At 62.4% G+C, this 21,278-nt stretch carries 19 protein-coding genes, 1 tRNA gene and 1 pseudogene; 9 read left to right on the top strand and 12 right to left on the bottom strand.

All coding sequences use genetic code 11. The features are described from left to right. Positions 1-5: 5 nt before the first annotated feature. Complete coding sequence (def, locus tag FNZ07_RS13855; protein ID WP_091019366.1) at positions 6-509, bottom strand: peptide deformylase; 504 nt, start codon at positions 507-509, stop codon at positions 6-8. Positions 510-772: 263 nt separating this feature from the next. On the opposite strand from def, the gene dprA reads away from it, so the two are divergent. From dprA to FNZ07_RS13840, 3 genes and pseudogenes are all read left to right on the top strand, one after another. Then, entirely contained in the window at positions 773-1,930 is a 1,158-nt protein-coding gene (dprA, locus tag FNZ07_RS13850) for a DNA-processing protein DprA (protein WP_091019364.1), read from the top strand. A 56-nt stretch (positions 1,931-1,986) separates the two neighbouring features. Then, complete coding sequence (locus FNZ07_RS13845) at positions 1,987-2,364, top strand: thioredoxin family protein (protein ID WP_091019362.1); 378 nt, start codon at positions 1,987-1,989, stop codon at positions 2,362-2,364. Between the two features lie 277 nt (positions 2,365-2,641). Next, a pseudogene (locus FNZ07_RS13840) lies at positions 2,642-5,289 on the top strand (DNA topoisomerase III). Between the two features lie 166 nt (positions 5,290-5,455). Here the strand turns inward: FNZ07_RS13840 and FNZ07_RS13835 are convergent. Next, the gene (locus FNZ07_RS13835; RefSeq protein ID WP_091019358.1) at positions 5,456-6,544 is read right to left on the bottom strand and encodes a LysR family transcriptional regulator; all 1,089 of its coding nucleotides are present in this window, start codon (positions 6,542-6,544) and stop codon (positions 5,456-5,458) included. Between the two features lie 331 nt (positions 6,545-6,875). Next, complete coding sequence (locus FNZ07_RS13830; RefSeq protein WP_091019356.1) at positions 6,876-8,732, bottom strand: phosphoenolpyruvate carboxykinase (GTP); 1,857 nt, start codon at positions 8,730-8,732, stop codon at positions 6,876-6,878. A gap of 418 nt (positions 8,733-9,150) precedes the next feature. On the opposite strand from FNZ07_RS13830, the gene FNZ07_RS13825 reads away from it, so the two are divergent. Beyond that, positions 9,151-10,164, top strand: coding sequence for a D-2-hydroxyacid dehydrogenase family protein (locus FNZ07_RS13825; protein ID WP_091019555.1), 1,014 nt, complete (start codon positions 9,151-9,153; stop codon positions 10,162-10,164). Between the two features lie 22 nt (positions 10,165-10,186). Here the strand turns inward: FNZ07_RS13825 and FNZ07_RS13820 are convergent, their stop codons facing one another. Together FNZ07_RS13820 and FNZ07_RS13815 are read right to left on the bottom strand one after the other, a co-directional pair. Then, positions 10,187-11,053 (bottom strand): patatin-like phospholipase family protein, encoded by an 867-nt coding sequence (locus tag FNZ07_RS13820; RefSeq protein ID WP_091019354.1) that lies wholly within the window; start codon positions 11,051-11,053, stop codon positions 10,187-10,189. Between the two features lie 50 nt (positions 11,054-11,103). Further along, the gene (locus tag FNZ07_RS13815) at positions 11,104-11,508 is read right to left on the bottom strand and encodes a PaaI family thioesterase (RefSeq protein ID WP_091019352.1); all 405 of its coding nucleotides are present in this window, start codon (positions 11,506-11,508) and stop codon (positions 11,104-11,106) included. Positions 11,509-11,714: 206 nt separating this feature from the next. On the opposite strand from FNZ07_RS13815, the gene FNZ07_RS13810 reads away from it, so the two are divergent. Then, positions 11,715-11,790, top strand: a tRNA-Lys gene (locus FNZ07_RS13810). Between the two features lie 186 nt (positions 11,791-11,976). Here FNZ07_RS13810 and FNZ07_RS13805 read toward each other — a convergent pair. Then, positions 11,977-12,882, bottom strand: coding sequence for a LysR family transcriptional regulator (locus tag FNZ07_RS13805; RefSeq protein ID WP_091019350.1), 906 nt, complete (start codon positions 12,880-12,882; stop codon positions 11,977-11,979). A gap of 104 nt (positions 12,883-12,986) precedes the next feature. Here FNZ07_RS13805 and FNZ07_RS13800 point away from each other — a divergent pair, with 104 nt between their 5' ends. From FNZ07_RS13800 to FNZ07_RS13785, 4 genes are all read left to right on the top strand, one after another. Next, a complete protein-coding gene (locus FNZ07_RS13800) occupies positions 12,987-13,211 on the top strand; it encodes a hypothetical protein (protein ID WP_091019348.1) in 225 nt (74 codons plus the stop codon). A gap of 24 nt (positions 13,212-13,235) precedes the next feature. Beyond that, positions 13,236-14,201, top strand: coding sequence for an NAD-dependent epimerase/dehydratase family protein (locus tag FNZ07_RS13795; RefSeq protein ID WP_091019346.1), 966 nt, complete (start codon positions 13,236-13,238; stop codon positions 14,199-14,201). 221 nt (positions 14,202-14,422) lie between these two features. Beyond that, positions 14,423-15,100, top strand: coding sequence for a PadR family transcriptional regulator (locus FNZ07_RS13790; protein ID WP_091019344.1), 678 nt, complete (start codon positions 14,423-14,425; stop codon positions 15,098-15,100). Continuing rightward, positions 15,097-16,458 (top strand): FAD-dependent oxidoreductase, encoded by a 1,362-nt coding sequence (locus tag FNZ07_RS13785; protein ID WP_091019341.1) that lies wholly within the window; start codon positions 15,097-15,099, stop codon positions 16,456-16,458. The genes FNZ07_RS13790 and FNZ07_RS13785 overlap by 4 nt, the downstream gene beginning before the upstream one ends. A 14-nt stretch (positions 16,459-16,472) precedes the next feature. On the opposite strand, the gene FNZ07_RS13780 is transcribed toward FNZ07_RS13785, so the two are convergent. The 6 genes from FNZ07_RS13780 to FNZ07_RS34510 all read right to left on the bottom strand — a co-directional run bounded on the left by FNZ07_RS13780 (position 16,473) and on the right by FNZ07_RS34510 (position 21,257). Then, positions 16,473-17,270, bottom strand: coding sequence for an ABC transporter substrate-binding protein (locus FNZ07_RS13780; protein WP_091019337.1), 798 nt, complete (start codon positions 17,268-17,270; stop codon positions 16,473-16,475). Between the two features lie 56 nt (positions 17,271-17,326). Continuing rightward, positions 17,327-18,481, bottom strand: a complete 1,155-nt coding sequence (locus tag FNZ07_RS13775) for a pyridoxal phosphate-dependent aminotransferase (protein ID WP_091019335.1) — start codon at positions 18,479-18,481, stop codon at positions 17,327-17,329. A gap of 182 nt (positions 18,482-18,663) precedes the next feature. Beyond that, on the bottom strand, positions 18,664-20,058 hold the full coding sequence (dbpA, locus tag FNZ07_RS13770; protein ID WP_091019332.1) for an ATP-dependent RNA helicase DbpA: 1,395 nt from the start codon (positions 20,056-20,058) through the stop codon (positions 18,664-18,666). 17 nt (positions 20,059-20,075) lie between these two features. Further along, positions 20,076-20,261, bottom strand: coding sequence for a hypothetical protein (locus FNZ07_RS13765; protein ID WP_091019330.1), 186 nt, complete (start codon positions 20,259-20,261; stop codon positions 20,076-20,078). Between the two features lie 86 nt (positions 20,262-20,347). Next, a complete protein-coding gene (gene cadR / locus FNZ07_RS13760) occupies positions 20,348-20,779 on the bottom strand; it encodes a Cd(II)/Pb(II)-responsive transcriptional regulator (RefSeq protein WP_091019328.1) in 432 nt (143 codons plus the stop codon). Between the two features lie 61 nt (positions 20,780-20,840). Beyond that, entirely contained in the window at positions 20,841-21,257 is a 417-nt protein-coding gene (locus FNZ07_RS34510) for a hypothetical protein (RefSeq protein ID WP_245811733.1), read from the bottom strand. Between the last annotated feature and the right edge of the window lie 21 nt (positions 21,258-21,278).

Genomic DNA, 21,278 nt, shown 5'->3' with positions numbered 1-21,278 from the left:
GCGCATTACATCGCGTGAGCGAGTTTCTTCATCCGCGTCTTGATGCGGCTCTGCTTCAGCGGCGACAGATACTCGACGAACACGTGGCCCAGCAGGTGATCCATCTCGTGCTGGATGCACACCGCGAGCAAGCCCTCGCAGTCGATCTCGAAGCTCTCGCCCTTCTCGTTCAACGCGCGCACACGCACCTTCTCGGCGCGTTCGACGTCGTCGTAGATGCCCGGCACCGACAGACAGCCTTCTTCGGAGAGTTTCTTCTCGTCGCTCTTCCAGACGATTTCCGGGTTGATGAACACGCGCAGTTCATCGTGCGTCTCGGACACGTCGATCACGACGACACGCTCATGCACGTCGACCTGGGTTGCGGCGAGGCCGACGCCGGGCGCGGCGTACATCGTTTCGGCCATGTCGGCGACCAGCCGGCGGATGCGGTCGTTGACCGTCTCGACGGGCTTCGCGACCTTGTAGAGCCGCTTGTCCGGGTAATTGAGGATGTTGAGTAAAGCCATATTCGTGAAGTGAGTGATCCGGCCTGGCGGTGCGGTTCGACGCGGTTCAGTGGAGGAACTGCTGACCGTTCGGCCAGCTTGTGAGCCCATCGCGGTACGCAGAGGATATGCGGATGAACCAGTTCGGTTCAATGCACCGCATCATGCATGCACGCGCCGCCGCATGCAGTTTCGGAAATTCTTTGCCGGAGATTATTTCGGATGATGAAAATTTTAACATGGCCCTTCACCGACCGCCCGACGCACCCACGGGAGGGCCGCCCATGCACGCACTGCCGATGACCGGAGATGAGCTCGCCGGCTGGCTCCGGCTCGCCATGGCAAAGGGGTTGAGTCCCACCGCACTGCGCCTGTTGCTCGACACGTTTGGTCTGCCGGACGCGGTGCTGGGGCAGCAGTACGCGTCGCTTGCCGCGATAGCCGGCGAGGCCGCGGCCCGTGCCGCGCTTGCGGCACCCAGCGCGGATTTCCCTGGCTATGTCGACACCGTGCGTAAGTGGTGCGAGGGGCACGGCAACGCGGTCGTGACACTAGCCGATCCGGCCTACCCGCCGATGCTGCTAACCATGCCCGACCCGCCACCCCTGCTATATGTAAAAGGACGGATCGACCGGTTGCACGTGCCGGGTATTGCGGTGGTCGGCAGTCGTAGCGCCACGCCGCAGGGCATCGAAGACGCGGAGCGTTTCGCACGTGCGTTTTCCGACGTCGGCGTTGTCGTCGTGTCGGGGCTGGCGCTCGGTATCGACGGCGCGGCGCATCGCGGGGCGCTTGCCGGGTCTGCCGGCACTGTCGCCGTGATCGGTACCGGCGCCGACCTCGTGTATCCGGCGGCCCACCATGCGCTCGCACACCAGATCGCCCAGTCGGGCGCGATCATGACCGAATGGCCGCTCGGCACGCCCGCGCGCTCCGCTCACTTCCCGCAGCGCAACAGGCTGATCGCTGGGTTGGTCCGTGGTGTACTGATCGTCGAGGCCGCGATGCGCTCCGGCTCGCTGATCACTGCTCGGCTCGCGAACGAAATGGGTCGGGACGTATTTGCGCTGCCGGGCTCGATTCACGCACCGCTGTCGCGCGGCAGCCACCGGATGATCAAGCAAGGCGCAAAGCTCGTCGAAACGCCTGAGGAGGTGCTGGAGGAACTGGCGTTGAACGCGGCAACGGCAGTAACCGCGGTAACCGCCGATCAACCCGAGGGGTGGCCGCAAGGCGTGGCACCGGCCGGATCCAGCCTCGCACCAGACGCGCAACGGCTGCTCGATGCACTCGGCCACGCACCGGCAACACTTGAAATTCTGGCCGCCCGCACCGAAATGGATGACACGACGCTGCAGAGCATGCTGCTACAGCTCGAGCTGGCGGGGCATCTGACGGTTCTGCAGGGCGGCCGGTTCATCCGGGCTCATCACGGACAATGACCCGCCATGCTACATTCGCGCCAAAAGCTCCCGCCTCCAGCACCCAAGGAACCGACATGCCCGCGCTGAACCTCGACACCGACCAGGACCGGATCGCCGAGCACGTCAATCGCCCCGGCACGCTATTTGTGGCGTGTCTGTGCGCCGAGTGGTGCGGTACCTGCCGGGACTACCGGGCGGCCTTCGACGCACTGGCTGACCGGCATCCCGAAGTCTGTTTCGCGTGGATCGACATCGAAAACCATGCCGACCGCTTCGACGACCTCGATGTGGAGAATTTTCCGACCATCCTGATCGAAGACGCGGTGACGACACGGTTCTTCGGGACCGTATTGCCGCAGGCAGCCATCGTAGAACGGATGCTCGCCGATCTCACTGCATTACCTGGTGTGACCGGCGCGCCGAAGTTGCGACCGGCACTGGCCGTTGCCTGATCTGCTGGCTGAGCCGTTACCCGAACCGGTGCTCGCCGGCTGAAAGCGAGCCGGCACGGGCGTTGCGCGCCGGAAGCAGTAAAGGCTGCCGACACTTGCTCAATAAGTAGACACGCAATTATGATGGCTCGCTTTTTCCGGCCACAGAATCGCTGTTGCTTCAGCGTGTGCTATAAAGCGGTCGTTAATGGGTCGCCACTCCGGGTCGCCCCTGGTCTATAAGCCGGGGCGATAGACCGAAGGGTCAATACCCGAATCCACCAACTCACATCCAGTCATGTCCAAAGCACTGATCATCGCCGAAAAGCCTTCCGTCGCGAACGACATCGCGCGCGCTTTGGGCGGTTTTACCAAGCATGACGAGTACTTCGAGAGCGACGAATTCGTGCTCTCGTCGGCGGTCGGCCACCTGCTGGAGATCGCGGCACCGGAAGATTACGAAGTCAAGCGCGGGAAATGGAGTTTCGCCAATCTCCCCGTTATCCCCCGCATTTTGACCTCAACCCGATCGCAAAAAGCGAGTCGCGCCTGAAGGTGCTGATGAAGCTGATCAAGCGCAAGGACGTCGAGCGCCTGATCAATGCATGCGATGCGGGACGCGAAGGCGAACTGATTTTTCGCCTGATCGCGCAACACTCCAAGTCGAAGCAGCCGGTTCAGCGCCTGTGGCTGCAATCGATGACGCCCGCCGCGATTCGCGACGGCTTTGCGCATCTGCGCAGCGACGAGGACATGCAGCCGCTCGCCGATGCGGCGCGCTGCCGGTCGGAAGCGGACTGGCTGGTCGGTATCAACGGCACGCGTGCGATGACGGCGTTCAACAGCAAGGGCGGCGGCTTCTTCCTGACGACTGTCGGTCGGGTACAGACGCCAACGCTGTCGATCGTCGTCGAACGCGAAGAAAAGATTCGCCGTTTCGTGCCGCGCGATTACTGGGAAGTGAAGGCAGAATTCGTCTGCGCGGGCGGCTTTTACGAAGGCCGCTGGTTCGATACGAAGTTCAAGCGCGACGAGTTCGACCCCGAGAAGCGCGATTCGCGCCTGTGGAGCGTGCCGGCCGCCGAGACGATCGTCGCCGCCTGCCGCGGCCAGCTTGGCACCGTCACGGAAGAATCGAAGCCGTCCACGCAGCTTTCGCCGGCGCTGTTCGACCTGACGAGCCTGCAGCGCGAAGCAAACGGGCGCTTTGGTTTCTCCGCAAAGAACACGCTCGGCCTCGCCCAGGCGCTGTATGAACGGCACAAGGTACTGACCTACCCGCGTACCGATGCACGCGCGCTGCCGGAAGACTACATCGACACGGTGAAAGACACGCTCACCATGCTCAAGGAGAGCAACAACTACCTGCCGTTCGCCAAGCAGGTGCTCGACAAGGGCTGGGTGAAGCCGAACAAGCGCATCTTCGATAACTCGAAGATCAGCGATCACTTCGCTATCATCCCGACGCTGCAAGCGCCGAAAGCGCTGTCCGAGCCCGAGCAGAAGCTGTACGACCTCGTCGTCAAGCGCTTCCTGGCGGTGTTCTTCCCGGCCGCTGAATCCCGGGTGACGACGCGCATCACCGAAGTCGTCGGCCATCACTTCAAGACCGAAGGCAAGGTGCTGGTCGAGCCGGGCTGGCTGCAGATCTACGGACGCGAAACGAGCGGCGAAGACGCGAACCTCGTGCCCGTGCAGAAGGACGAGAAGGTCAAGACCGACAAGATCGCGGCCCAGGCGCTCGTCACGAAACCGCCGGCACGCTATAACGAAGCAACGCTGCTCTCGGCCATGGAAGGCGCAGGCAAGCTCGTCGAAGACGACGACCTGCGCGAAGCAATGGCCGCGAAGGGGCTCGGTACGCCGGCCACGCGGGCGGCGATCATCGAAGGGCTGCTTGGCGAAAAGTATCTGATTCGCGAAGGCCGCGACATGATTCCGACCGCCAAGGCGTTCCAGTTGATGACGCTGCTGCGCGGGCTCGACGTCAAGGAACTGACCGCGCCGGAGTTGACCGGCGAATGGGAATACAAGCTGTCGCAGATGGAGCGGGGCAATCTGCCGCGCGACGCGTTCATGCAGGAAATTGCCCGCATGACGCAAACCATCGTCAAGCGCGCGAAAGAGTACGACTCGGACACGATCCCCGGCGACTACGCGACGCTGCAAACACCGTGTCCGAACTGCGGTGGTCAGGTGAAAGAAAACTACCGGCGCTTCGCCTGTACGAAGTGCGAGTTCTCGATCTCGAAGATTCCGGGCAGCCGGCAATTCGAAATCGAGGAAGTCGAGGAGCTGCTGCAGAAGAAGGTGATTGGTCCGCTATCGGGCTTCCGCAGCAAGATGGGGCGGCCGTTCTCGGCGATCCTGAAGCTCTCGTTCGATGAAGACACGAAGAACTACAAGCTCGAATTCGATTTCGGCCAAGACTCGGGTGGCGAAGACGGCGAAGTGCCTGACTTCTCGGACCAGCAGCCCGTCGGTGCCTGTCCGAAATGCAAGGCGCGCATCTATGAGCACGGGATGAGCTATGTCTGCGAAAACTCGGTGGCCAATCCGAAGACTTGCGACTTCCGTTCGGGCAAGGTGATTCTCCAGCAGGAGATCACGCGCGAACAGATGGCGAAGCTGCTCGAAGAAGGTCGCACCGATCTGCTGACGAACTTCAAATCGTCGCGGACCGGCCGCAACTTCAAGGCGTTCCTCGTCAAGCAGAGCGACGGCAAGATCGGCTTCGAGTTCGAGAAGAAAGAACCGTCGGCAAAGACTGCGGCTAAAACTGCGGCGGCGAAATCGGCAGCAAAGGCGACGGCTGGCGGTGACGATGATGAAGACGAAAGCGCACCGGTGAAGGCGACGCCGGCCAGCAAGAAGGCCGCTGTCAAAACCACCGCGGCCAGGAAAGCACCGGCGAAGAAAACTGCCGCGCGCAAGACGGGTTCGTAGTCCGCTGTAGCTGCCCGGCTTTGACGGCCGGGCGGAAGCCAGCAAACGACAAAAAGAGCGCAGCCATTTGATGATGTGGCTGCGCTCTTTTCTTTGTACTGCGTTTGACCGCGCGTTACCGCGTTATGGCTTGCGCTCGCGGGCCATCAGGCGCCCGCTCAGAACCTCACAACGTCGACAACACCGTCGACCGCGTACGCGCAGGCGACGACTTCGACTGACTGGTGGGCGGCGAGATCTCATTGTCGAGCAGACTGGACAGCGGCTCGGCGCCGTCGAATGCCTCCGGTGCGAGCATGTGCGCCGAATCGTGAGCCGGGTTGCCGATGCCGTCCTTGATCCACTGCTCGCCGAGCAGACTATTCGGCGTCTGGCTGAAATGCTCGACCAGATGATCGATGAACGTGCGCACCTTGGCCGGCAGATGGCGCCGGCTCGGATAAGCAATGTTGATCTCGACCTGCGGCAACCGGTAATCGCGCAACAACCGGACAAGCCGACCGCGCGTGCTGTCGCGCCCGATCAGGTAGCTGGGCAGAATCGCGATGCCCATGCCGAGCAGCGAGAACTGCCGCAGCATTTCCGTGTTGTTCGCGACGATAACGTTAGTCGGGCGCACCCGGACTTCGCCTTCCGGCCCGGTGAAGACCCGCTCGTCGCCCCAGTATTCGGACGGCAGCGACAGGCACGGATGCTCGAGCAGATGCTCGGGGCGCGTCGGCGTGCCATGCTTTTCCAGGTAGGCGGGCGTCGCGCAAACGGTCATGCAACCGGTGGTCAGGCGCCGCGTCACGATGCTCGCACTGCGCATCTGCCGCGCAATCACGATACCGACGTCGAATCCTTCTTCGACCAGATCGACCTGCCGGTCGACCAGTGTCACATCCGGAACCACCTTCGGATAACGTTCCGCGTAGGTTTGCAGCACCGGCGCGAGATTGTGCAGCCCGAACACCACCGGTGCCACGATCCGCAGGGTACCGACCGGTTCATGATTACGCGCGACGACCATCTGCTCGACGTCTTCGAGCTCGTCGAGAATCTGGCGCGCACGCTCGAGGTACACCTGACCGGATTCGGTCAGCGAGAGGCTGCGGGTTGTACGATTGAGGAGACGCGTGCCAAGCCGGCTTTCGAGATCGGCGACGTGGCGAGTTGCTACTGCATTGGAAATATCCATCGCGCTGGCCGCGCGGGCGAAACTGCCGAGGTCCGACACGCGGACGAATACTCGCATCGACTGCAAATGATCCATGGGACAACTCCTGCCGTGTTACAGCTTCTTGAATAACTATGAAGCAATCTCGTAATTCTCCTACGACTCCCAAATTCCTGCAGAAGTTGCCTAAGTTGCAGCATTTTTGATTGAAATTCGTGCGACTGTATTCCCCAGCGTAGTGCATCGCACTCGATTATTCCCTAAATGGAAACAATCTGCTGCATCGCAGCTAGCATTACGTGCATTGCTAGAACAGCGGGAATGTCTGTCGCATAAAGGGAAAGGCCGAAGAAAGTGTCAAAACGACCTCCAGAAAACATAAAAGCCGCCCGAGGGCGGCCTTTATGCGAAGTGGATACTCACATGATCAGGCAGCGAGGCGACTCTCTAATGTCGTACGAGTCCGTTCCAGCGCCTCGGGCAAGCCTTGCTGCAGTGTGTCAAATAGTTCCGCATGCAACGCGAGCTCCTCGCGCCATGCTGCATCGTCGACGGAGATCACTTCGTCGAACTGCTGCTGCGTAAAGTCGAGGCCGCTCCAGTCGATGTCCTCATAGCGCGGCGACACGCCAAACGCATGTTCGTCGCCTCGCGCCGTACCCTCGATCCGGCCGACCATCCAGCGCAGCACCCGCATGTTCTCGCCAAAGCCCGGCCACGCGAACTTGCCGTCCGCGCCCTTGCGGAACCAGTTGACGCAGAAGATGCGCGGCAGCTTCGCGCCCAGTTGCTGCAGACGTTCGCCGGTGTTCAGCCAGTGATCGAAGTAGTCGCTCATGTTGTAGCCGCAGAACGGCAGCATCGCGAACGGATCTCGCCGCACGACGCCCTGCTTGCCCGCGGCGGCCGCTGTCGTCTCGGAGCCCATGGTCGCGGCCATGTAGACGCCTTCGGTCCAGTTGCGCGCTTCGGTGACGAGCGGCACCGTGGTCGAGCGGCGGCCACCGAAGATAAACGCATCGAGCGGAACGCCGGCCGGATTTTCCCAGTCCGCGTCGATCGACGGGCATTGGGCCGCGGGCGCGGTGAAGCGCGCATTCGGATGGGCGGCCTTGCGCCCGCTTTCTTTCGCGCTAGCGGGCGTCCAGTCTTGGCCCTGCCAGTCGATCAGGTGTGCGGGCGGCTCGTCGGTCATGCCCTCCCACCAGACGTCGCCGTCGTCGGTCAAGGCGACGTTGGTGAAGATCACGTTCTCCTTCAGCGTCGCCATCGCGTTGAAGTTGGTCTTCTCGCTGGTGCCCGGTGCGACGCCGAAGTAGCCCGCTTCCGGATTGATCGCATACAGACGGCCATCCTTGCCCGGCTTGATCCACGCGATATCGTCGCCGATCGTCGAGATCTGCCAGCCGTTCATGCCCTCGGGCGGGATCAGCATGGCGAAATTGGTCTTGCCGCAGGCCGACGGAAACGCCGCCGCCACGTGATGCTTGCGCCCTTCCGGCGACGTCACGCCGAGAATCAGCATGTGCTCGGCGAGCCAGCCTTCGTCGCGCCCCATGGTCGATGCGATGCGCAACGCGAAGCATTTCTTGCCGAGCAGTGCGTTGCCGCCATAGCCCGAGCCGTAGCTCCAGATCTCGCGGGTTTCGGGGAAGTGAACGATGTACTTCGTATCGTTGCACGGCCACGGCACGTCTTGCTGGCCGGTGGCGAGCGGCGCGCCCACCGAATGCACACAGGGCACGAACTCGCCGTCTTCGCCGAGCACGTCATACACCTTGCGGCCCATGCGCGTCATGATCCGCATGTTGGTCGCGACGTAAGGGCTGTCGGACAGTTCGACGCCGATATGGGCGATGGGGGAACCGAGCGGTCCCATCGAGAACGGCACGACGTACATGGTGCGGCCGCTCATCGAGCCTTCGAACAGGCCATTGAGCGTCGAGCGCATTTCGGCGGGCGCGATCCAGTTGTTGGTCGGCCCCGCGTCCTCGCGGCGCTGCGAGCAAATGAAGGTTCGATCCTCGACGCGCGCGACATCAGATGGATCGGAGCATGCCAGATAGGAATTCGGTCGCTTTGCGGGATTGAGTTTCTTCATCGTGCCGGCTTCGACCATCTGTGCGCAGAGCCGGTCGTATTCCTCCTGCGAGCCGTCGCACCAGACGACGCGCGCGGGCTTCGTCTGCGCCGCGACGCGCTGCACCCAGTCGATCAATTTTCGGTGTTTGACCCAGGCGGGCGCCTCAATGGCCGTGTTTCCTGCGAAAGCGGGATGATTCATCGAGCTGTCTCCGTTTTGTACAAGCTATTAGAAAAACGGTACAAGCCCAGCAGACACACTGCGTGCGAGAGGCATCCAGCCCGGCGGTGCCCAAACAATCCGGCCCGCCGCGGCCGTGGTATGTCGTGAAGGGCCGCTCAGCCTGTTGCCTCGTCTCGTGCCGCTCGCCCTGCGGTTTACCCTGACCGCTTTTGCTCACCGCGGTCTGCAACCTTCTGTAAAGCGGCTTGCGTCGACAAGCAACAAGCTGATAAAAACCTAGTGAATCTGTCTTGCTATCCGGCGCCGTCCATCGTGGCGGCGCCTTGTATGGTGAGGCATCCCATCCGTCCCGCGTGTGCCGTAAGTCACATGTTGGGACAGCCAGCATAACACCTCATTCCGCGCCTCCGTGGTGCGCCGCAAAACACTAATGCCCATGAAGATTGCCATCCTCGACGACTATCAGGACGCCGTCCGCAAGCTCGATTGCTTCCATTTGCTGGCCGACCACGAGGTCAAGGTCTTTAACAACAGCGTCCGCGGACTGGGCCAACTGGCCAGCCGGCTTTCCGAAATCGACGCACTGGTGCTGATCCGCGAGCGGACCCGCATCAACTCGCAGTTGCTCGACAAACTGCCGCACCTGCGGATGATCAGCCAGACCGGCAAGGTATCGAGCCATATCGATCTCGCGGCCTGCACCGAGCGCGGCATTGCGGTTCTCGAAGGTACGGGCTCACCGACCGCCCCGGCTGAACTGACCTGGGCGCTCATCATGGCGGCGCAGCGGCGCATCCCGCAGTACGTGGCGAATCTCAAGCAGGGCGCCTGGCAGCAGTCGGGACTGAAGACCTCGGCGTTGCCGCCGAATTTCGGGCTCGGCCAGGTGCTGCGGGGCCAGACGCTCGGTATCTGGGGATACGGCAAAATCGGCAGGCTCGTGGCCGGTTATGGCAAGGCGTTCGGCATGAACGTGCTGATCTGGGGGCGCGAGCATTCGCTCGACGCAGCGCGGGCCGACGGCTACGGGATCGCGGAAAGCCGTGAGGCGCTGTTCGAGCAAAGCGACGTGCTGTCGCTGCATCTGCGGTTACATGGCGACACGCGTGGCATCGTCAGGCAGGAAGATCTGCTGCGGATGAAGCCGACAGCCCTGCTCGTCAACACGAGCCGCGCGGAACTGCTCGAGGAAAATGCGCTCGTCAACGCGCTGTCGAAAAACCGGCCCGGCATGGTCGCCATCGATGTCTACGAAAGCGAGCCGATCCTGCAGGGCTACAGTCTGCTGCGCATGGAAAACGTGATCTGCACGCCGCACATCGGTTACGTCGAGCGCGAAAGCTACGAACTGTATTTCGGCGCGGCGTTCAGGAATATTCTTGCGTTCGACAGTGGCGACCTGTCGAGCGTCGCCAATCCGGATGCGTTGCAGGGTGGTCGGCGCCGCTGATCTGTGTGAGCGACGCCGCGACTCAGTCGCGTGCGCCGGCTGCCAGCAGATCCGGCACGCGTTGCAGGAACTGTTCGCCGTCGCCGCGTCCGAGGTTATAGGCGTGCACCATCTGCGACGGGCTCGTGTAGTCCCAGCTCGAAATCGGGACCTTGCGCGACGGCTGCACGTAGATGCGCTGCTGCGTACCGTGCGGGACGACGAACATCTGCGGCCGCGGATAGAGCCGCGTCACCATGACAAGGACGTTGCCCGGCGTGCTGTCGAGCGCGCCGACCGGAACGTTGTCCACCATCCCGCCATCCAGCACCGGCCGGCCGTTGCGGCGTAGAACCGGCGTGAACGGCGGCGTGCTCGACGATTGCAGGATCAGGTCGGCGAGATCCTCGACGGTCGCGCAATCCTGCGCGCGCACGAACTCCGGATGAAACCCGAGCGACTGACCGAGCGTCGGATGCAGCGTCTTGCGGACGTACTTCTCGATGTTGTAGGCGATCAGCCCAGCCGCGACTGCGCTGCGCGCGCCGAGCCAGCGCGGCAGATGTGAAACGCCAATGCGGATTTCCGGCGCATTAGCGAGCGCGCTGAATTTGTCGCTATAGATATCCAGCAGCGCCTGCCGGTAAATCCGGTAATGCGGAAACACCGACTGGCCGCGCAGCAAGTTGCCCCAATACGCGTTCTTGCGATTGTGGCGCAGCGCTTCTTCGTAATAGCGCATGACCCACTCGGCGTCGCGTGTGTACAGCATGCACGCCGTCGCGGCGCCCGCCGAAATACCGGTGATGACGCGCGGCCGGATATTCAGTTCGGGCTGTACGATGTCCCAGAAACCTGCCTGCCACCAGCAGCGGTTACCACCGCCTGCAAATACGACCTGATCGAACATCGATTGATTTTTCCTTGAAGGCTAACGCCCGTCGCACCGCGATGGCCGCGTTAGTCGAGCAGCGCGTAGGTCGTCGTCGCGTGGACAGCCATCTTGCCGTCCTCGTCGAACAATTCGACTTCGCCGAACACGAGATTGCGGCCCATCCGCAGGACGCGCGCGGTGATGAGCACATCGCCTTTACGCACCGCGCGCATGAAGCTGATGTTCAGCGACACGGTGGTCATCGGCTTGAAACCGCCCAGCGCGGCGGAAATCGCGACGATCATGACCGTATCGGCAGCGGCCATGAACACCTGGCCGCAGATCACGCCGCCCGAATGCCGCAGCTCGCCGGAAAACGGCAGGCGCATCGTGGCGCTCTGGTCGTCGACTGCCACGGACGTGAGCGAGAGGGTCTTGACCCACGGTGCGAGTACGCGATCAAGCAGTTCACGGATTGCGGTTTCGTCCATCGTATGCCCCCGTTCGGCCGCGCGACGCTTCGCGCAGCATGATGTCGCGACATGATACCGGGATGGTGCAAGAAGCGGGTTTATGGGCGGGGGTTGAAGAGGGTCACCTTGCCGCCCGGCGCGGGTTCAAGGCTGGTTTTCTCAAAAAATCTGCTTCAGGGGGCTAGGCAAGACGCTCGGGATACTGCATAATTTGCAGTCTGTTGGGGGCGTTAGCTCAGTTGGTAGAGCAGCGGACTCTTAATCCGTAGGTCGAGTGTTCGAGTCACTCACGCCCCACCAAAGAATTTGAAGCCCGGTTAGCGAAAGCTGACCGGGCTTTTTGCTTAGGCCGGGTCATTTCAGTCAATTGCCTAAACCGAACGTCCGGGGTCAGCCGGTATCCCAGCTCCTCGACTCTCGCATCGCTCCCGACCCAATCTTTCCACCCACCGTCCCCACCCCACTCTAACTGTCGCGCTTATCTGGTCACACCTCCTGTATATAAGCCTTCAACCCAGCCACAATCGCCGCAAACGTCACCGCACAACGCGCACTCTCGCGCAGATCCTCATGCATGGCGATCCAGGTATCCATGGCGTACGTAAATGCGTCCGGTAGGACCCGCACGAGCGACTTGTTGCGCGCCGCCAGCCCCGACTGGCATCCCCCAATGCCAACGCCTGCGCGAATGGCGGCCAGCTGGGCCAGATCGCTATCGGTGCGAAACCCCAGTGCGGCGCGCGTGAACATCGGATATTGATCCTCGAACTGACGGGTGAAAGCAGTCCCGCGGTCGTAACCGACGATGGCGTGACGATGCAGCTCATCCAGCGACTTCGGTATGCCGTGCGCGGCCAGATAGCGTTCGTGAGCAAACAAACCAAGTTCGATATTCCCGACGCGCGTCGCCACTAGCGCATCCTGGGTGGGCCGGAACCCGCGCACGGCGATATCCGCCTCGCGATGCAGTAAATCGTCGGCCTTGTTCGACAGCACCAGTTCGACGGTCAGTTCCGGGTGCTCGTCGCGCAGTGCCGCGACGATGGGCGGGAGCACCTCGACGCCGATCACCTCGCTGGCAGTCACGCGTACGCTACCGCGAACCCCGCTCCCGTAACTGCTGGCCACCCGCAGCAGCGCCGCCGAGGTCGCCGCCACGCCGGCCGCGTAGGGCTTCAGTTCGAGCGCCGCATCGGTGGGCGCGAAGCCGTCGAACGAACGTGTGAAGAGCTTGAGCGACAGTGCTTCTTCGAGGCTGTCGATGTGGCGGCCGACGGTCGGTTGGGTCAACCCCATGGACCTCCCGGCCGCCGACAGCGAACCCGTTTCCAGGACGCTCAGAAAGGTGCGGTACCACTCCCAGTTCGGCTCGCGCTTCATGAAGGTATGCATTTTTCTATAGAGACAATGCGATTCTAGGCAATTTTCGTTTGATAGTCTATTTGGCAATCTACGGTCTCCAGCAACGCAATCCACCGAAACGCACGGAGCCCGACATGAACCTCGCCACCCTCGCCGACCAGCCATCCCGGCAACGCGACTGCCCAGCAGGTGTATTGGCAGCAAAGGCTGGCGAAGTCGCGCTCGACACCGCTATCTCGGCGCTCGAGGCCTGGTTGCAGGCTCCGGTCCGGCCGATTCTCGACGGGTATCTGGGCGCGGTTCTCTCGCGCGTCTCGTCGGTTTCCGCTGCCACCTTTCGCCGTCGTCGCTCGATCTGAATACTCATCCCCAGGAGAATCGTCATGTCCAAAGTAGCTCTGTTCGGCGCCGCTGGCGCTATCGGTCAAAGCATCGCCACCGCCCTCAGCAACAAGGGGCGTCCCTATCGTGTCGTCGGTCGTACTGACGCGAGTCTGCGCAACACCTTCGGCACCGATCCGCTCGCCGAAATCGTCACCTGGAACCCGGACTCGCCCGCCTCCGTCATCGCCGCGGCCGAAGGCATCGAAACGCTGATCTATCTGGTCGGCGTGAACTACTGGCAGTTCGAACTGCATCCCGAGTTGATGCGCAAGACGATCGACGGCGCGGTCGCCGCCGGCGTCAAGAACATCATCCTGATCGGTACCGTGTACCCGTACGGCATGGCCAATACCAGTCGGGTGCGCGAAGACCATCCGCGCGAGCCGCACACCTTCAAGGGGCGTATGCGCAAGGCGCAGGAAGACTTGCTGATGCAGGCGCACAAGGACGGCCGCATCAATGCAACGGTGTTGCGCCTGCCGGACTTCTATGGCCCGGGCGTAACAGCAAGTCTGCTTCACGGCGCGGCGCACGCCGCGGTTAACGGCGGCACCGCCGACATGATCGGGCCGCTCGACCGCCCCCACGAATTCGTCTTCGTACCGGACGTGGGACCCGTCGTCGCGCGACTGGTCGATACGCCCGCGGCATTCGGGAGGATCTGGCACTTCGCCGGCGCGGGTGTCACGACGCAGCGCGAGATCGTGTCGGAAATGGAGCGTCAGACGGGCAGGCAGCTTAAGTTGCGGGTGGCCGGCAAGACGATGTTGCGTTTGATCGGGCTGTTCAAACCGCTGATCCGCGAGATGGTCGAGATGAATTACCTGATGACCAATCCGCTCATCATGGACGATTCAGCGCTGCAGAAACTGCTCGGGCCGATCCATAAAACGTCGTATGTGGAAGGTATCCGGCAGACGCTCGTTGCTGAGTCGAGCACCCGTCCACTGGCTGCTGCAGCGTGAGAATCGTCTTGAACAACCTCACTTTCCAGCACGGCCGCGCAGTTCAAACAGGTTAGCCAGGTAGCGACGCGGTGTCGGCGGAACCACCGGCTAGCGGATCTCACGATGCCGATCCGCGTGCCTGCATTCCAGGCCCAGCCGCACCGCACTGTACGTCTCCCCTTGCAAATCCCATCTCACTAGTCATAAAATAACTAGATATTAATCGACTAGGCATTTTTATGGTCCGTCATTCCCCGCTGGCCCTCGCCGTCCTGGCGATGCTCACCGAATCCCCCATGCACCCGTACCGGATGCAGCAGTTGATCAAGGCGCGCGGCAAGGACGAGGTCATCAACGTCGGTCAGCGCAACAGCCTGTACCAGACCATCGATCGCATGCTGCGCAACGATCTGATCGCGGTGTACGAAATCGAGCGCGATGGCGCGTTTCCCGAGCGCACCGTCTACGCAATCACCGACGCCGGCCGCGATACGGGACGGCTCTGGCTGCGCGAGCAACTCGCTCAACCAGCGCGTGAATTCCCGGCGTTTCCTGCCGCATTGTCGTTCTTGCCGCTGCTGGCACCCGACGACGTATGCCGGCAACTCGCGATCCGCGTCGGCGCGCTCGAGCGTGAACTGGAGCGTCTCGATGCTGGGACTGCAGAGGCGCAAGCCATCGATGTCCCGCGTCTCTTCCTGCTCGAAAGCGAGCTGATTCGTGCGCAACTCGTCGCCGAACTCGACTGGGTGCGCGGTGTCGTCGCGGACCTGCAAAGCGGTGTGATCACGTGGAGCGCCGCGTGGCTCGAAGAAATAGCGCAGCGCTTCACGCTCGCCGCCGACTCCACGACGTATCAGCCGAACAAACCCGCGAAATCCACGAAACCCGCGGCAAAAAAAGGAAGCAGGAAATGAACAGCAATCCGTTGAGCGTCATCATCATCGGCGCCGGTACCGGTGGTCTGTGTCTCGCGCACGGCTTGCGGCAGGCCGGCATCGATGTTGCTGTGTACGAACGCGACCGCACGCGCAGCGACGGTCTGCAGGGCTATCGGGTCGGCATCGACGCGCATGGCATCGCGTCGTTGAAGGCGTGTCTACCGCCCGATCTCTTCGCGACGTTCATCGCTACCTGTGCACGCACCCCGGGTCATTTCAACATTCTCACGGAGCACATGACCGAGTTGCTGTCCGTCACGCTCGCCGACGAATCGATGAGCGGCGGCAAGTCGGTCAGCCGCATGACGTTGCGACAGGTGCTGTTGAGCGGGCTCGAAGACTGCGTGCATTTCGACAAGACGTTCACCGCTTACGAGCAGAACGCGGACGGCAGCGTGACCGCGCATTTCGCCGACGGCGCGCACGCCACTGCGGATCTGCTGGTCGGTGCGGACGGGGCGCGCTCGAAGGTGCGACGTCAGTTGCTGCCCGATGCGAAGCTGGAGAACACCGGCATCGTCAGCATCGCCGCGAAGGTGCCGATGACCGAGGCTGCGCGTGCGTTGCTGTCGCCGAGGGTGCTCGACGGCATCACGCTCATCAACGCGCCGAAGGGCCTCGGCGCGATCATCCATGTGATGGAGTTTCCGTGGCGCGACGATGGGCTTAAGGAAGGTATCGGCAGCAGCGATGCGGAACTGCTCGCGCGCTGGCCGGGTCTGCTCTTCGACAACAGCAGCGACCATCTGATCTGGGCCGTGTGGGGTGCGCTGCGCAATGTACCGGCCAATCCGATGACACTCGGCCAGCCCGCACTGCTCGCGCTCGCCACGCAGATCACCGACGGCTGGCATCCGAACCTGCGCGCGCTGATCCGCGCATCGGACCCGTCCACTGCGTTCGCCGTCGACGTCCGCACCTCCGTGCCAGTCGACGCATGGCCGACCACCAACGTCACGGTGCTTGGCGATGCAATCCATCTGATGACGCCGGGCAGGGGTGTCGGCGCGAACACCGCACTGCGCGATGCAGCCCTGCTCACCGCACGACTCGCCGATGCCCATCGCGGTGCGATGTCCGGTCGCGATGCCGTGGCGGGCTACGAGGCGCAGATGCTTCGCTACGGCTTCGATGCGGTCGCGGCATCGCGCAAGCGGTTCGACGAGCACGATCCGATTCATCGGCCGGTGGTCGGGCGCATCGCGTTGGGTGCGATGCGCACGGGCTTGCGCGTGGTGAATAACGTCCCGCTGCTGAAGCGCCGGATGATCGACGCGGAAAACCAGTTTCGCGGCAGCGACGGCAGTAGCGACCGCACCGCGCAGACGCAGTAGCCGAAGCGCGCGGCTTACTTCGGCGACACGTCGATGCTGCCGAAGTACTTCTGTCCAAGCGTCTTCACGGTGCCGTCACTCTGGATCTTCACGATCGCCGCGTTCAATCGATCACGCAGCGCGCTGTCGCCCTTGCGGATGCCGAACGCCACACCGCCACCCAGAATCCGGTCATCGCGCACCGGCTGGCCAACGAACCCATAATCCTTGCCATCCGGTCGCGACAGAAACCCCGTCTGTCCGGCCGGCGCCAGCACGAGCGTCGCATCGAGGCGGCCCGCCACGAGGTCCGTATAGACCTGGTTCTGATCCTGATACGCGACGATGTTCACGCCGGCGTTCTCCCAATGCGCTTTCGCGAACGTTTCCTGAATCGACGCCTGCAGCACGCCTACACGTTTGCCCTTTAACGACTCGGGCGTCGGCAGCAAACCACTGCCGCTGCGCGCGATCAACTGGGTCGGTACACGGTAGATGATGTTCGTGAAGTCGATCGCCTGACGACGTTGTTCGGTCGCATTCATCGCCGAATTGATCGCGTCGAACTTGCGGCCCTGCAGCGCGGGAATCAGTCCATCGAACGACGTCTCGACCCACTTGCACGTGAGATGTGCGCTTGCGCAGACCGCGTTGCCGATGTCGATATCGAAGCCCTGCAGGTCACCATTGGCGGCTTTCGATTCGAACGGCGGGTACTGCGCTTCGAGGCCAAAGCGCAGCGTCGATACATCGGCCGCAAACGCGGACATCGTCGCTGCGGATACTGCCGCGAACCCACACGCCGCCACCAGCAAGCTTCTGACTATCTTCATGACCGATCCCCTTACCCTTTGATTTGAACTCATCGAAGCCGTCGGCTTCGTATCCCTCAGATCGAACACAGACGACGCGCGCCTTCGATCAGCGTCGCATCGTCCTTCGAAAAACTCAGCCGTATCAGCCCCGAATCGGTGCCGTCCGCATAGAACGCGGAAAGAGGGATCGTCGCAACCTGCGCATCGCGAATCAGGCGCAACACGAAGTCGCTGTCGCGTTCGTCGGAGAAACCGCGAAAACGCGCGAGCATGAAGAAGCTGCCTTCACTCGGCAACAGTTCGAAGCGCGATTCGCGCAGCGCATGGGCGAGCAGGTCGCGCTTCTTCTGATAGAACGCCGCGAGGCCGAGATAGCTTTCCGGTTGCGCGAGCGCTTCGACGAACGCGTACTGCATCGGCGTATCGGCGGAGAACACCATGAACTGGTGCACCTTGCGAATCTCGTTCATCAACGCGGCGGGTGCCAGGCAATAGCCGATACGCCAACCCGTCACGTGATACGACTTGCCGAACGACGACACGATCACGCTGCGCTCCGCCAGCTCGCGATAGCGCGCCATGCTTTGATGTTGCGCGCCGTCGAATACAACGTGCTCGTAGACCTCGTCGGCGAGGATCACGATATCGGTGTTGCGCGTCAGCGCTTTCAGGCGCTCGACGTCCGCCGCATCGAACACGGTCGCTGTCGGGTTGTGCGGCGTGTTGATGATGATCATCCGCGTTTTCGGCGTGATCTTCGCGGCGACTTCGTCCCAGTCCACCCGGAAATCATCCAGCGACAGTTTGATCGCCACCGGCGTTGCGCCCTGCAATCGCACGATCGGCGCATAGCTGTCGAACGAAGGTTCGAAGTAGATCACTTCGTCGCCGGGATGCACGAGCGCGCTGATCGTCGAATAGAGTCCTTCGCTCGCGCTCGCGATCACCGTGACTTCGTCGGCGGGGTCGTAGCGCGTGCCGTACAGCGTCTCCATCTTCTGTGCGAGCGCTTCGCGCAACGTATCGATGCCGGCCATCGGCGCGTACTGGTTGTGTCCGTCGCGCATCGCGCGCGCCACACCGTCGATAAGCTTCGGGTCCGGCGCAAAATTCGGCGCGCCCTGGGAGAGATTTAGTGCATCGTGTTCAGCCGCGAGCTGGCCGATTACGGTGAAGATCGTCGTGCCGACGTCGGGCAATTTCGAGCGGGCCTGCAACGCGCTCTGCATGAGTAGTCCTCCAACTGGCGGGTCTGCGGGCCGCCGTGTGCATGGCGGTCCCGTCCGGTCTGGCGATTAGGCATCAACCGGCGGGCGCTCACAATCGAAAGTTTGTCATGCGCGGCATGCGTTTATGTCATGCGGCTGCGGTGGTAGCGGCGCGCACCCGCACCAAACACCCTACTCGTCGCTTATTCGTCCATTAACCGGACCTTGACCTTCTTGCCCTTCACCTTGCCCGCATTGAGCTTGCGCAATGCGTCCTGAACGATGCTGCGTTCGACGGCCACGTAGGTCGAAAACTCGGTCACGTTGATCTTGCCGACCTGCGTACCGCTGAAACCCAGATCGCCAGTCAGCGCGCCGAGCACGTCGCCGGGACGGATCTTTTCCTTGCGACCACCGAGAATCTGCAGCGTTTCCATCGGCGGCAGCAGCGGCTCGCGGCTCGTCGCTTTCAGCTCGGCGAGCGGATGCCATTCCACTTCGCGCCCCTGCGCCTGCTCAAGGCTACCGACGCGTCCCATCTCGTTCATGCTCGCGAGACTGAGCGCCCAGCCTTCCTGATCCGCGCGGCCCGTGCGACCGATCCGATGCGTGTGCACCTCCGGGTCCGGCGTCACGTCGACGTTGATCACGGCTTCGAGCTGCGCGATGTCGAGGCCGCGCGCGGCGACATCGGTGGCAACGAGTACCGAGCAGCTGCGATTCGCGAAACGGATCAGCACCTGGTCGCGCTCGCGCTGATCGAGTTCGCCATGCAGCGCGAGCGCATGGAAGCCCTGTGCACGCAACACGTCGAGCAGATCGCGGCATTGCTGTTTGGTATTGCAGAACGCGAGCGTGCTGACGGGCCGGTAGTGTTCGAGCAGTTGCCCGACCGCATGCAGCCGCTCGTTCTCCGTCACCTCATAGAACCGTTGGCGGATCTTCGTATTGTCGTGCCGCTCTTCGAGTGTCACCTGCTTCGGGTTGCGCAGGAACTGCTGACTCAGCTTCGCGATGCCGTCGGGATAGGTCGCGGAGAACAGCAGCGTCTGCCGTTCTTTCGGGCATTGCCGCGCAACGGTCGCGATGTCGTCGAAGAAGCCCATGTCGAGCATGCGATCCGCTTCGTCGAGCACCAGCGTATTCAGCGACGGCAACGCGAGGCTGCCGCGTTCAAGGTGGTCCATGATCCGGCCCGGCGTACCGACAACGATATGCGCACCGTGCTCGAGGCTCGCCGTTTGCGGACGCATTGGCGTGCCGCCGCATAGCGTCAGCACCTTGATGTTTTCTTCGGCGCGCGCAAGACGGCGGATTTCCTGCGTGACCTGGTCGGCCAGTTCGCGGGTCGGGCACAGCACCATCGACTGAACGGCGAAGTTGCGCGTGTCGAGGCGCGCGAGCAGTGCCAGTGCAAACGCGGCTGTCTTGCCGCTGCCGGTCTTCGCCTGGGCGATCAGGTCGTGACCTGCCAGCGCGATCGGCAGGCTTGCGGCCTGGATCGGTGTCATCTCGACATAACCGAGGCGAGTGAGGTTCTCGAGCGTGGCGGGCGGCAGCGCGAGCTGGCTGAACGGGGCGGGGGCGGGTTTGTTCATGGCGGTGGGGTGCTGGCTCACAGGAACGGGCGACCGTCGAGCTGCTCGTAGACGACCGAGCCGTCTTCCGCTTCGATGCGGTCGACATAATTGCGCGCGCCGCACATCGGGCAGCGGAACAACAGGCCCTGGCCTTCGTTCTTGATGACGGCTTCCGACTGCTCCCACGATGCGCTGCAGGGTTGATTTCTACATGTGAACACGTTGATTCTCCAGCTCGATGCTGTGATGGATTACGCCTCGTACTGCGTGTGTCACGCGGTACGAGGCGCTGATTCGATGGACCCGCTCAGCCCAGATGCGTGTGCCGCGAGCGCGGCGCCGTCATCTGCATGTCGGTCAGCCCCTGAACGATTCCGCAATCTTCAACCGACTGCTCGACGCGGCATTGCTCGCGCAGCGTGATCAGTTGTGCCTTCAACTGCTTCAGTTCGTCGATCCGCGCTTCGACATGCGCGATGTGCTCGTCGACCAGCGAATTGACCGCGCCGCACTGGTCGGCCGGTGCATCGGTGAGCTGGAGCAGCGCGCGGATCTCGTCGTGGGTCATGTCGAGCGCGCGGCAATTGCGGATGAAACGCAGGCGCTCGACGTGCTGGGCGGTGTAGCTGCGGTAATTCGCCTCGGTCCGGTCGGCTTCGGGCAACAAGCCTTCCTTTTCGTAGAAACGGATGGTTTCCGTCGTGCAGTGAGCAATCTTCGCGAGTTCGCCGATCTTCATGGGGCCTCCGGATTGCAGGGCGAATGAAAGCCTTGACCTTGTAGTGGCTTCAAGGTGTTTACTAGACCACAAATCCTCCACGGAAGCCACCATCATGCGTCAAACCCACGCTGTACACCGCCAGGAAGCCGATGAAACGGGACTTCGCGCTGGCCATGCCACGCCACATGCGCACGATCACGATCATGTCGACGGACACGGGCACGACCGTGTCGACGCACACGAACACGGTGCATCGTGCGATCACAACCATGCGCGCGAACATAAGCACGACCGCGCCGGCGAACATGAACACGGCGCGTCGTGTGATCACGAACATGTCGGCGAACATCGCCACGGCGGTGCCGGCGAACATGAGCATGGCGCGTCGTGTGATCACGACCACATCCACGAACATGATCGCGATGGCGCGAGCGAACATGAACACGGCGCGTCGTGCGATCACGGCAACGGCGCGAAACCGCACGCGCACAGCCATGCTCACAGCTCCGACACCGCC

This window comes from Paraburkholderia megapolitana (assembly GCF_007556815.1).
GTDB lineage: Bacteria > Pseudomonadota > Gammaproteobacteria > Burkholderiales > Burkholderiaceae > Paraburkholderia > Paraburkholderia megapolitana.
This window is presented reverse-complemented; position numbering and strand designations above follow the sequence as displayed.